Source organism: Corynebacterium sp. MSK044 (assembly GCF_030232825.1).
Lineage (GTDB): Bacteria > Actinomycetota > Actinomycetes > Mycobacteriales > Mycobacteriaceae > Corynebacterium.
In genome coordinates, this window is record NZ_JASPJJ010000025.1 from 1 (window position 1) to 11,694 (window position 11,694).

General features: G+C 60.0%; 14 protein-coding genes. 9 read left to right on the forward strand and 5 right to left on the reverse strand.

The window, feature by feature from the left end; all coding sequences use genetic code 11:
- Window positions 1-181 precede the first annotated feature (181 nt).
- The gene (locus QP994_RS10300; protein WP_502870050.1) at window positions 182-1,231 is read right to left on the reverse strand and encodes a pseudouridine synthase; all 1,050 of its coding nucleotides are present in this window, start codon (window positions 1,229-1,231) and stop codon (window positions 182-184) included.
- Here QP994_RS10300 and QP994_RS10305 point away from each other — a divergent pair.
- The 4 genes from QP994_RS10305 (at window position 1,167) to QP994_RS10320 (ending at window position 3,464) form a co-directional block, all read left to right on the forward strand.
- Window positions 1,167-1,313 carry a hypothetical protein gene (locus QP994_RS10305; protein ID WP_284856405.1) on the forward strand — a complete coding sequence of 49 codons (147 nt, stop codon included), beginning with the start codon at window positions 1,167-1,169 and terminating at the stop codon, window positions 1,311-1,313. The two genes, QP994_RS10300 and QP994_RS10305, sit on opposite strands and share 65 nt — an antisense overlap.
- 84 nt (window positions 1,314-1,397) lie before the next feature.
- Window positions 1,398-2,300 (forward strand): universal stress protein, encoded by a 903-nt coding sequence (locus tag QP994_RS10310; protein ID WP_284866671.1) that lies wholly within the window; start codon window positions 1,398-1,400, stop codon window positions 2,298-2,300.
- Window positions 2,301-2,498: 198 nt separating this feature from the next.
- Entirely contained in the window at window positions 2,499-2,765 is a 267-nt protein-coding gene (locus QP994_RS10315) for a GlsB/YeaQ/YmgE family stress response membrane protein (protein ID WP_284866673.1), read from the forward strand.
- Window positions 2,766-2,825: 60 nt separating this feature from the next.
- Complete coding sequence (locus QP994_RS10320) at window positions 2,826-3,464, forward strand: TetR/AcrR family transcriptional regulator (protein ID WP_284856402.1); 639 nt, start codon at window positions 2,826-2,828, stop codon at window positions 3,462-3,464.
- Here QP994_RS10320 and yidC read toward each other — a convergent pair.
- A complete protein-coding gene (gene yidC, locus QP994_RS10325; protein ID WP_284866675.1) occupies window positions 3,403-4,569 on the reverse strand; it encodes a membrane protein insertase YidC in 1,167 nt (388 codons plus the stop codon). The genes QP994_RS10320 and yidC overlap by 62 nt on opposite strands.
- A 55-nt stretch (window positions 4,570-4,624) precedes the next feature.
- Between yidC and QP994_RS10330 the strand changes: the two genes are divergently transcribed.
- Together QP994_RS10330 and QP994_RS10335 are read left to right on the forward strand one after the other, a co-directional pair.
- Window positions 4,625-5,374 (forward strand): class E sortase, encoded by a 750-nt coding sequence (locus tag QP994_RS10330; protein ID WP_350338203.1) that lies wholly within the window; start codon window positions 4,625-4,627, stop codon window positions 5,372-5,374.
- 5 nt (window positions 5,375-5,379) lie between these two features.
- The gene (locus QP994_RS10335; protein WP_284856400.1) at window positions 5,380-5,535 is read left to right on the forward strand and encodes a hypothetical protein; all 156 of its coding nucleotides are present in this window, start codon (window positions 5,380-5,382) and stop codon (window positions 5,533-5,535) included.
- On the opposite strand, the gene QP994_RS10340 is transcribed toward QP994_RS10335, so the two are convergent.
- Entirely contained in the window at window positions 5,525-6,046 is a 522-nt protein-coding gene (locus QP994_RS10340) for a DUF2020 domain-containing protein (RefSeq protein ID WP_284856399.1), read from the reverse strand. The two genes, QP994_RS10335 and QP994_RS10340, sit on opposite strands and share 11 nt — an antisense overlap.
- Here QP994_RS10340 and QP994_RS10345 point away from each other — a divergent pair.
- Window positions 6,045-7,289, forward strand: coding sequence for a sensor histidine kinase (locus QP994_RS10345; protein ID WP_284856398.1), 1,245 nt, complete (start codon window positions 6,045-6,047; stop codon window positions 7,287-7,289). The two genes, QP994_RS10340 and QP994_RS10345, sit on opposite strands and share 2 nt — an antisense overlap.
- The gene (locus QP994_RS10350; RefSeq protein ID WP_284856397.1) at window positions 7,286-7,924 is read left to right on the forward strand and encodes a LuxR C-terminal-related transcriptional regulator; all 639 of its coding nucleotides are present in this window, start codon (window positions 7,286-7,288) and stop codon (window positions 7,922-7,924) included. The genes QP994_RS10345 and QP994_RS10350 overlap by 4 nt, the downstream gene beginning before the upstream one ends.
- Window positions 7,925-7,970: 46 nt before the next feature.
- Here QP994_RS10350 and QP994_RS10355 read toward each other — a convergent pair whose 3' ends face one another.
- Entirely contained in the window at window positions 7,971-8,609 is a 639-nt protein-coding gene (locus tag QP994_RS10355; protein ID WP_284866677.1) for a DUF6474 family protein, read from the reverse strand.
- An 83-nt stretch (window positions 8,610-8,692) separates the two neighbouring features.
- On the opposite strand from QP994_RS10355, the gene QP994_RS10360 reads away from it, so the two are divergent.
- Window positions 8,693-10,213: a TM0106 family RecB-like putative nuclease gene (locus QP994_RS10360; protein WP_284866679.1), complete on the forward strand. Its 1,521-nt coding sequence runs from the start codon at window positions 8,693-8,695 to the stop codon at window positions 10,211-10,213.
- Between the two features lie 2 nt (window positions 10,214-10,215).
- Here QP994_RS10360 and QP994_RS10365 read toward each other — a convergent pair whose 3' ends face one another.
- Window positions 10,216-11,409: an MFS transporter gene (locus tag QP994_RS10365; protein WP_284866681.1), complete on the reverse strand. Its 1,194-nt coding sequence runs from the start codon at window positions 11,407-11,409 to the stop codon at window positions 10,216-10,218.
- Window positions 11,410-11,694 lie beyond the last annotated feature (285 nt).

Genomic DNA, 11,694 nt, shown 5'->3' on the forward strand with positions numbered 1-11,694 from the left:
CACAAATAAACAACTACATAACCCAACGCGGCACCCCCACACCACAGTGACGGGTGCCGCGTTACTTTTGCATACCCAGTTTGACTATCGCATCTACGGCGCCGTGTTGTCCTGGGGAAACAGTGCGGAGAAAACACGATCGTCAAACCAACTCGCACGCCGGGGTGGGGAAGCGACGTGTTTAACGGAACAGGGGTTCGGGGAGGGGGAGGTGGGAGTAGCCATTCGTCGTGAAGCAGCGGGGGAGCTTGGTCACTGGGTCGCGGAAGGCGAGTGCGACAGCGGTGAGCATCATGGGTTTGCCGAAGTCCTCGCCGGCGGCAGGTAAAAGTTCGGGGTATACGCCGTCACCGTGGATGGGAACACCGGCGGCGTTCATCTGTACCCGGAGTTGGTGTGTGCGACCGGTTACCGGTTGAAGTAGGTATCGTGCGGAGCCGGGGTGCCCCGGGATGGGTTCGACTGAGTTGAGGTAGGTCAACGCGTTGGGCTCGGCATCGGGGATGATGCGAGAAGCGAGCTCACCTTCGTTTTTTTCAATGTGGTGTTCCCAGGTAGTGGGGGTGAGGCCCTTGTCGTCGGCAATTGCCTCATAGAGTTTGTTCACTTCGCGGCGTGCGAAGAGTTCCTGGTAGGCGCCACGGAGGGAAGCGCGTTTTGTCAGGAGTAGAAGACCAGAGGTCATGCGGTCCAAGCGGTGCGCCGGTGTCAGCTCTTCGTTGCCGGTCGCGCGCCGGAGGCGAACGGTGACGTTTTCGGTGATGTGGGAGGCGCGGGGCATCGTCGCTAAAAATGGTGGCTTGTGAACGACGAGGATGCCACTGTCCTCATAGACCGTGCGGATGGAATATGGCACGCGGGTCTCTGGCGCGGGGCGCCGGTAGAAGAAGACGTCGATGCCAGGTTGTAGTTCCTCGGAGGGATCAATGGGGGTGCCATCCGCGTCAACTACTTCGCCGGACGTGAAGCGTTCGCTGACGGCATTCTCGTTGTCATCGGGGTGGCGGTGCCGTTGGGTGGACACGAGGTGCCAGATGAAATCCCGGGCATTGATGGGGTCACCGTCCGGAACGCGGGCGCGTGTTGCGCCGAGGCCATGGCGGGGCGGCAAAGGTGGGTACTTGTTCTGCTTCCGTATGTCCTTCACATGTACTAATTTATTCCACATGAACCTTGATGCGATTGTTGCCCAGCTTTCCCAGTTCTTCAGTGACGGTATTGGCAAGATTATTGCGGATTTCTTGTGGAATCTGTACACCATTTTGTTCCCGGCTAATGCGCCAGGGGCGCATCCAGTGGAGATTCCTAACTAGCGAGAAAACGGATGTCGTAGCCGGCGCTACAATGGGTGGTGTCCGGTGCTTAAGCACATCAAGCTGTAGCGGAAAGGCACGCTCATGACCCAGCAAAAAGCCGTCGTCGTCGCTGTTGATGGCGGGGATCCGTCGAATAACGCCGTCCGTTGGGCGGCCAACACTGCGAATAAGCGTGGGGTGCCGCTGCGTTTGGCGTCGTCCTACACCATGCCGCAGTTCCTGTATGCGGAAGGCATGGTGCCGCCGCAGGAGCTTTTTGATGATTTGCAGAGGGAGTGCCTCCACAAAATCGAGGAAGCTAAGAAGCTAGCGCTCGAGGTTGCTCCTGATGTGGAGATCGGCCACACCGTGGTTGAGGGTTCCCCGATTGACATGCTGCTGGATATGTCGAAGCAGTCCATCATGATTGTTATGGGTTCCCGTGGCCTTGGTGGCTTGTCCGGCATGGTTCTGGGCTCTGTGTCTGCTGCGGTGGTGTCTCACGCGTCTTGCCCGGTTGTGGTGGTGCGTGAGGACAATGCGGTGACCGATGAGACTAAGTACGGCCCCGTTGTTGTTGGTGTTGATGGTTCTGAGGTTTCTGCCAAGGCAACGGAGGTCGCTTTCGAGGAGGCACAGGCACGTGGCGCAGAGCTCGTGGCTGTGCACACCTACCTGGAGAACCAGATGCATGATTCTGTCTCCGGAGCCATCCTGGGGGACAATCAGTGGAAGCGCTTCGAGGAGGAGCGTGAGCAGAAGCTCGATGCTGCTCTTGCGCCCCTGCTGGAGAAGTACCCCGATGTGAAGGTGACCAAGGTGATCACGCGTGATCGTCCGGTTCGTGCCCTGGTGGACCAGGCGGAGAAGGCTCAGCTGCTGATCACTGGTTCTCACGGTCGTGGCGGCTTCAAGGGTATGTTGCTTGGCTCCACGTCTCGCGCGTTGCTGCAGGCAGCACCGTGTCCGATGATGGTGGTCCGCCCGGAGATCCTGCCGCAGTAAGGGCGAGCGAATAAGCGCTTAACTGGCTGAAAAAGCCGAAACGTTATACAACCGTGGGCAATCCGTTGCCCACGGTTGCTTATTTGTGGGACACTGGGGTAGTCAGTCCGTTTTGGAACATTTAGTTTTGGAACATTTATTCCAAAGTCGTTTCACAACGGAGCAAAAATAGTATTGGGTATTTAAGGAGTACTAATAATGACTATTTCTATGGGTTTCATTGGTTGGATTGTTCTCGGTGGCATCGCTGGCTGGATTGCTTCGATGATTATGAACCGGGATGAGTCGATGGGCATCATCGCCAATATTGCTGCTGGTGTTGTTGGTGGTCTATTGGGCGGTTGGATTCTTTCCGCCTTCGTTGATATTCAGAGCAAGGGCTGGTTCTTCAGTTTCCTGACCTGTATCTTCGGTGCAGTTATTGTGCTGTGGATTCTGAACAAAGTTTCGGGCAAACGTAACTAAAGTCCGGCATTTTTCGCCTCCCCGTTGAATGAACGTACCGGTTTGTCTATATTGAGGGGCGTGACCCAGGACAGTGCCCCCACTTCGAAGAAGAAGACAACCACGCGTCGCCGCAACAGGCCGAGCCCACGGCAACGGCTTTTGGATGCGGCGACGAAACTGTTCACGGAGGAAGGCATCCGTGTCATTGGTATTGACCGGATTTTGCGCGAAGCTGATGTAGCCAAAGCTTCGCTTTACTCCCTGCTGGGCTCGAAGGACAACTTGGTTATTGCTTATCTGGAGCAACTGGATGAGCAGTATCGGGCCCGCTGGCGGGAGAAAACCGCCACGATGATTGATGCGGATTCAAAAATCCTGGCATTTTTTGACATGGCTATTGAGGAGGAACCGGAAAAGGATTTCCGCGGGTCCCCTTTCATTAACGCTGCTGCGGAGTATCCCCGACCGGAGACAGATTCGGAGCGGGAGATCGTGGCCACGTGTGTGGCGCACCGCGAGTGGATGCACAGCACGATGACAGAGCTGCTGAATAAGAAGAACGGCTATCCCTCTGCTGATCAGGCGAGTGAACTTCTTATCTTCCTTGATGGTGGGATGACGGGTGCACGAATCAGCCGGGACCAGGGGCCGTTGATTACGGCGAAGGATCTGGCTCGTCAGAAGTTGTCGGTTCCGCCGCCGGATTATTCGATTTAGACTCCGCGTCTTCCTTTGCTTCTTCCCGTCTTTTTTGGCGTTGCGCCCGGCGCTTTTCGGATTGCACCTTGCGCTTTTGCTTCGCCAAAGACTTCTTGTGCGTTTTCTCTTCCTTGCGCGCGAGTTTCTCGGATTTCTTTTCCTGTTTAATGTCGCGGTGGACACCGAAGATGGTCCACGGGCGGGGGAGTGCGGCGAGGAGCCGGCGGCGTCGTGAAGCACGCGGATCCGTGATGGCTCCGCGGGTGGTGCGGATGTGCTCGAGGTGGTGCTCCTCAAGAGGGAAACGGACAGACAGGGCCCACCACAAGATGATGGTTTGGATGAGTGTCCACAGATTGCCCAGGAACCAGTACATGAGCAGGGCGATCGGGATGAGGCCGGTGGTTCCGGCGACGCCGAGGATGACGGGGATGACAAACAGCATCCACCACATGAGGTTGTACACCTTGACGGACATGTGGGCGTCCCAATCCAGGTGGACGCGGGAGCGTAGCTGGGAGACGAAGGTGTTGAATGTGGTGAAGATGATGGCGCTGATGAGCATCGGCATTGCCACCGCGCGCACTTCGGGGCTGGTGGTGCCCAGTGCCGCGAATTGTTCGGGGCTCATGCTCACGTAGGCGGGCAGAGGGACTCCAAGGAAGGAAGCTTGGAGGAAACCAGCGATGTCATCGGGGGTGAGTAGGCCAATGTTGGTGCCGGTACGGCCGTTTTCGGGCACGGACATCCACAGCAGCAGGCGGTAGAGGCCCAGGATGAAGGGGATCTGAATGAGTGGCGGGATACAGCCCGTCATGGGGTTGTAGCCGTAGTCCTTGTTCAGTTTCTTCAGGGCTTTTTCATGCGCCTCAATGTCATCCGCGTCGAGGGATTCGCCGTACTGTTTCTCTAGCTGGGCTTGTTCGGGCCGCATCATGAGCATGACGCGCGTGGATTTGAAGATGGACCAGTTGAAGGGGACCAAAAATCCGCGCACCGTGACCACGAGGAGCACGATTGACAGCACCCAAGCGGTGTCCGGGGAGACGGTGAACACGTCGGCGAGCAGCCAGTGCCAGAACTTCATCACCGCGGACACGGGGTAGACGAATGCTTCGATCATGGGGCGTTCGTCTCTCCTCGGTTGGTTGTGGCCAGTGCTGCGTTAATGTTAGGTCATGTCTTCTATGACGGGGAATACGCGCCGAGTCAGCGCGCGCGAGGTGATCGGCGAGGTGCTGCTCACCTTCGGTGTTCTGTTGTTGCTGTTCGCGTTCTATGAGGCGTACTGGACCAACCTCGACGCGGGCCGCAAGCAAGCCCATGCGCAAGAGCAGCTTATCGACGATTGGCATAACCCCCGCACCAACCACACCCCCGCCTTAGGCGATGCCTTTGCCGTGCTGCGCATCCCCACCTTCGGTGCGGATTACCAGTACGCGGTGGTGGAAGGCACTGATGATGCGTCGTTGTTGACGGGGCCGGGCCGTTACTCCGACAGCCAGATGCCGGGCGTGCCAGGCAATTTCGCTTTGGCTGGGCACCGCGTGGGTAAAGGTGCGCCCTTCAACGACCTGGGCCGGTTAAAAGCGTGCGATGAGATCGTGGTGGAAACGCGTGACAGCACGGTTACGTACCGGGTCTTGCCGATGGAAGCTGGGGCTGGTCGCCGCGCCGAAGTAGCCGGCTGCCTGTCTAGTCCGGTGCTTGATCGCGTTGCCGATGGTGACTACGCAGACGTTCAAGGTCGGCACATCACCCTCCCCTCCGACATCGGAGTGGTGGCGCCGCATCCGGGCCGTGATGATCCGGCGGGTTCACCAGACCTGCTGCCCGTGCTCACCCTGACCACGTGCCACCCGCAGTTCTCCAACGCAGAACGCATGATTATCCACGCCGTCCAAACCGACATCACCCCGAAGAGGTAACCCCCATGTACCGCTTAATGTGGAACGCCCTTCCTGGGCCATTCCCACTGAAACTCTTGATCACCCTCGTGGTGCTCACCGCATTGTTCTTCCTGCTCATGGAAGTGGTGTTCCCGTGGGTGGCCACCATGATGCCGTACAACGACGTCACTACAGGCTAAGGTTGGTAATCACTTCCTCCGCCACCGCCTGGGCCTTCACCGACTCAGCCTGGTTGCTGCGCACCACCACGGCGACGGTGTCTTTGGATACGGCGTAGAGGGCGCCATCTTCGCCACCAGAGCGGCCTCCGGACCAGCCAGCGGGGCTATCCGCTAGGTCGGTGGAATCAACTGGGGCGGCGCGGTCAACAACGGCACGGGCCTCTTCAACCGAGCCAGTGTGGTGGACCGTGACTTCCAGCTGAGGTTCCTCGCCGTAGGTCAAAAACACGCACGCAGGGGGATCAAAGCGGTCATCTGTACCAGTCCCGGTCACACGCTGCCCATTGGTGTGCTCTACAAACTCCACCTCCAAATACGGGCAGGGGCCCGGGGTGGTGTTCAGGGGTTCTTCGGGGGGAAGGGAGATGGGGGTGGACGTGGGAACGTCGATAAGCTCAGTGCTTTCTTGCGTGCACCCTGCTAAGGCGACGGCGGCGAACAGTAATACGGCGGGTAGGCTCCTCGACATGCCGTCTATGGTAACTGCCCTGAATGAGTCTGCTCCACCACCGGTCAACCGCGCCCTTGATACGGGCATTGCGGCGCTGACGGTGGCTATCTTGCTCGTCTCTCTCGGTGGGATTGTGCAGATGAACTTGGAGCAGGGCGCGGTGCTCGTGCTGCTCATCGCGGTGTTTAGCTTCATGTACTTCTTCGGTGCGATGAACATGCGGGAGCTCAACCCCACTGGCCGCTTCCTCTGGCTGGCGGGCTTGAGCGGCGTGTGGGTTGTTGCGATGATGTTTACGCCTATCGCTGTGTACTGGGTGTTTACCCTGTTCTTCCTGTATATGAGGGCGTTTAGCAACTGGGTGGGTGTGATCGGCGTGGTGGTCATGCTGGCCATTTCGATCCTCTTCCAGGTGCCGCGCGGCCTCACGTTCGGCGGCGTGATGGGCCCGGCAGTGTCCGCGCTGGTGGTGGTGCTGATCACGTACGCGTTCAACGTGATTGCGCGCGTGAGTGCGGAACGCGAGGAACTCATTGAGGAGCTGGTGACCACGCAGAAAGCTCTCGCGCTCAAGGAACGTGAAGCGGGTGTTGTGCAGGAACGTCAGCGCCTCGCACACGAAATCCACGACACGGTGGCGCAATCCATGTCTTCGATCCAGATGCTTCTGCATGCGGCTGAGCGCGACTTGGAAAAGACATCGCTTACCGACGCTGAATTGGCCGCCCCACTGCGCCGCATCGAAGTCGCGCGCCGGTCTGCCTCCGACAACCTGGCAGAAACTCGCGCGATGATCGCGGCGCTGACGCCTGCCCCGCTGTCAGAGACCTCCCTTCCGGAGGCACTCGACCGCATTGCTGCTTCCTTTGGCTATGCCGGCGACGTGGAATTTGAAATCACCACGGATGGCCAACCCCGTCAGTTGCCCATGCGTCTTGAAGCAGGTTTGCTTCGCATCGCGCAAGGCGCCATGAGCAACGTGGTCAAACATGCTGGCGCCACGAAATCCCGGGTAACACTCACGTTTGCCCCGGATGAGATCCGTCTGGACGTGGTGGATAATGGGCGTGGTTTTGATGTCGGTGCAGCTCCCCAGCGTCCAAGTGGCCTTGGGCATATTGGTATTGATGCCATGCGTACCCGCGCAGCCGAACTCGGCGGGGAGCTTGTAGTGGAATCCGAACCCGGTGGGCCGACCGCAGTGTCAGTTGCAATCCCGGATAGTGGTACCATCAACCGAAAGATTGAGGAGGATTCATGATTCGCGTCTTGCTTGCGGATGACCACGAAATTGTCCGCCTAGGCCTTCGCGCCGTGTTGGAAGAAGCCGATGACATCATCGTTGTCGGCGAAGTTGCCACAGCCGAAGGAGCTATTGCCACCGCCCAAGCTGGTGGCATCGACGTGATCTTGATGGACCTCCGCTTCGGCCCTGGCGCCCAAGGTGCCCGCTTGACGACGGGTGCGGACGCCACCCGCGAAATCCGCGCCACCATGGACAACCCGCCCAAGGTGCTCATGGTGACCAACTACGACACCGACGTGGACATCCTCGGCGCCATCGAAGCCGGTGCCGTGGGCTACCTGCTCAAGGATGCGCCTCCGGAGGAGCTGCTCGCCGCGGTCCGTTCCACCGCCAAGGGTGACCAGGCGATGTCCCCGATGGTTCGCGACCGCCTGCAAACCCGCGACCGCACCCCGCGTTCCTCCCTGACCCCGCGCGAACTAGAGGTGCTCCAGCTCGTCGCCGATGGATCCTCCAACCGTGAGATCGGGCAGCAGCTCATGCTCTCTGAAGCAACGGTGAAGTCTCACCTCGTGCACATCTACGACAAGTTGGGAGTGCGTTCCCGCACCTCCGCCGTAGCGTCGGCGCGCGAACAGGGCGTGCTCTAAGCCTTCTCGGTGCGTTCCCGGCGGGCCCTGAAGGCTCCTGTAAACCCTATTTGCCGGCGATCTTTGCCTGGATCTCTGCCGTCAGTTTGTTGATATCCCGGTCAATGGTGTCCTGGGCGACGCGACGCTGCGGGTCATTCATGCGCTCAGAGTTCTGCACGGCGGCCATCAACTCATCGAGGCGTGCCATGACATCGGCACGGAACTTATCGCCCAGCTCACTTTCGTTGCGCACCTTCTGGCGGATGGCCTGAACGCGGCCCTTGAGCTCAGTGCCCTGGTTGGAGAAGTTTCCCGAGGGCATCGTGGGCAGACCTGCTGCGCGGGAACGCTGGTTGGCCTGGTTTTCCTGCCATGCGGTCAGACCGCGATACACCAGCGGGACCAGCACGGGGATGAGGATGCGGGAGGCGCCCACGAGCTGGTTGGCTTTCTTCTTAGTCAGGCCGGATTCCTCGATCTTCTTCAGCTCAGTTTTGGCCAGCTGTGCTTCGTGCTTCTGCTTTCGCTTCAGGCCCTTCTTTTCTTCCTTAATCAGGCGCTTTTCTGCACGATCCAGCAGCTTGGCGGTCTGCTTATCGGCCTTGGCCTCTTCCTTGGCTAGTTGGCGGGCTTTTGCTTCAGCCGCTTTGATCTCCGCCTTGGTTTTCGCGCGGGCTTTGCGGATGGATTCAAACAGTCCCATGGGTGTGTCTCCTGCTCCAGATATCTTTGCTTTTGATTCTTCGGTTCAACTTTACCCATGTTGTGCCGTTAGGCTTGGTGGCGGTGGAAAGAATAGATCGTGATGAGACAACGCTTGTGCGGGCGAGCGACCTCGTGGGCTGTAGGTACCGTCTGCGCCAGCGTTTGAACCATCCCGCAATCCCGCCACCACCGGAAGCATTGGAGCGCCAGCCCCAGGTTGATGCGGGGCGTGCGGCCGTGTTCGGGTTGTTGCCAAAACGCCGGGCGGTCGGGGATGGGCGCAGGAAAGCGTTCTCAGCGGTGCATCTCGACCCTGCCTTGCCTATTGGCGAACGCGAGGCCGCCACGCGCACCGCCATCCAAAATCGCACGACGTTGATCGTTGATGGGGCCCTCACCGGCACGATTGATGGGGTTCCGGTGCTCGCAGAGGTGGATATCCTCGTGCGGCAGGACGACGGCACGTATATGCCGGTGGTTGTGTCGAATCATCGCGTCGCGCGCCCCGCCCCGACGCATACGGTGCGTTTCGTGTCCACGCGTCGCCTCGGCCTGGGTGTGCCCGTCGAGACCCACGCGAAATTACGCCACCACACAGTCGACGGTTACCGCGTGGCGCTCGCGCATATGCTTCTTAGCGTTCACTCTGCCGGCACCGCCGCCGCCATCGGCCAAGACCGTGAACGCGCCTACCTGGTTGATCCAGCGAACTACGTGGAACCACTGCGCGCTGCGCTGGCGCAGCCAACCCCGACGCAGCCGTCACGCCTGAAGCAGTGTGCGAGCTGCCGCTACTGGGAACTGTGTGAACCGGAGCTGAAAGCGATGGATGACATTTCCTTGGTCTTCCCGGGGCAGAAGGCGGAGGTGTTGCGGGAGGAGGGGATTGGGACCGTCGAAAAGGCAATCGACGCTGGACTGGGTGAGACTAGCCAGATTGCGCGCGCCTGGGGTGAGGGGATCCCGGTGTTGGCGCGCACTGATTTCACTCCGCCGGCGGAGTTGCGCGCGGACGTGGAAATCGACGTGGACGTGGAGGCCTACCTGGACCAAGGTGCCTACCTGTGGGGTGCTTTTGATGGCAGCACCTACCGCGCTTTTGCCACGTGGGAGGATGTCGGGGCTGACAGCGCTGCCGAAGAAGCCAACTTCTATGCCTTCTGGTCCTGGCTCCAAGCCACCCGCGTCGCCGCCCACGTAGAGGGCAAAACCTTCCGCGCCTACTGCTACGCCGCGGGTGGGGAAAACCACTGGCTCATGGCGTCCGCACGTCGTTTCGCTTCTATCGACGAGGCCGAGGTTCGCGCCTTCATTGCTTCCGACGAATGGGTTGATGTCTTCGCCTCCGTTCGCCGTCACCTCGTGGGCACGGAGGGCTTAGGGCTGAAAGTCGTGGCACCCGTGGCCGGCTTTGAATGGGAGGATGCGGATATGGATGGGGAGCGCTCTGTTGCTCTTCGCCGTGAAGCCCGCTTCGGTAGCACCCACGCCCGAGAAACGCTCCTGCGCTACAACGAGGATGACTGCCGCGGCACCGCCGCCGTACGCCACTTTCTCAGCGCGGGCGCGCCGGGGATTCCGCGGCTGAATTCACTGGGCTGAATTCACTGGGCTGAGCGCTTCACCGTCAGTGCCAGCCACACTGCGATGGCCACCAGCGCCACCGATAGCCCCGAAATCGCTGCGACGAACCCAGCCCAGCCGGTGTGCTGGAACAACAGAGCGGTCAGGGCTCCCAGTGCGGAGGATCCGACGTAGTAGAAGAACACGTATGCGCTTGATGCCTCGGCCCGATCCCGCGTGGCTAGTTGCCCCACCCAGCCGGAGGCCACCGAGTGCATGGCAAAGAAGCTTGCGGTGAATAGCAACAGGCCGGTGAGCGTGACCCACAAGTTGCCGCTGAGCAGCGTGGTGGCGCCGAGGAACATGAGGGCTGCGGCGAGGACGAGCACGCGGCCGCGGCCAGCGCGCTGAACATAGTTGCCGGCGCGCGCAGAGGACCACGTGCCGGACAGGTACATCAGATACGCCAAGCCGGCGAGAGCCGGCGGCAAGCCAAAGTGCTCCACCGCGCGGAAACCGAACATGTTGTACACGGACACGAACATGCCCATGCCCAAGAACGCAGTGCCGTACAAGCAGGCCAGGCGCCAGTCGGTGAGGTGGCGCAACATGGCGGAGACCTCGTTGCGCGGGTTGATCGCCTTCGGGTTGAACCGCTTCTGCGCTGGGAGCAGGGCCCACATGATCAGACTAAAGGTCAGCGCTGTTGCAGCGCCGGCGAACATGGCCCAGCGCCAGGTGGTTACCTCGAGGGCGAAGGCGGGGATGAGGCGGCCCAGAAGACCGCCGATGGAATTGCCGGCCACGTACAGGCCCATGGCGCGGGCGGCATCGCGGGAATCAATCTCCTCTGCAATCCACGTCATGGCCACCGCTGGAGTTCCGGCGATGAGGCAGCCCTGGATGAAGCGCATGGCAATGAGCTGATGGCCCGTTTGCGCCAGGGGCAGCGCCAAACCCAGCGTGGTGGCCAGGAGAGCGGAGATAACAAGGACGCGTCCGCGTCCAAACCGCTCCGACAGAATCGACGCGGGCACCACGCACAGCGCCAATCCCCCCGTTGTGGCGGAGATCGTCCACGCGGCTTCCCCCTCCGTCATGCCGAGTTCTGACGTCAACACTGGCAGCAGAGCCTGGGGCGCGTAGAGAGCATTAAATATAGCTAGACCTGCGAAAAGCAGGGCTACTGATGCGCGATGGTACTCCGGGGTACCTTTCCGGATCCCCTCTCGCATGGACACCTCGCAAAAATATTTCCAAATAGGTCTTGTTTAATTAGGGCAGCCTTACCTATACTGTCTATCGAGATCGGGTGAACCGAATCTCGTTGCGAAAATCAGGTTACGCTTTCCCGGATTCCTCCAGCTCCGAGAAAACGTGAGGGGACCGCCACATTCTGGGTAGTGGCGGTCCCTTTCATTGTGCCGCGGTTGGCGGCATGCGGGGGTTAAGGGTCAAAAAGTGTGTCTGGCCCCGGCGTGTCGTGGGGTTAGATTTGGCCTTTTTGGATGCCGATTGAG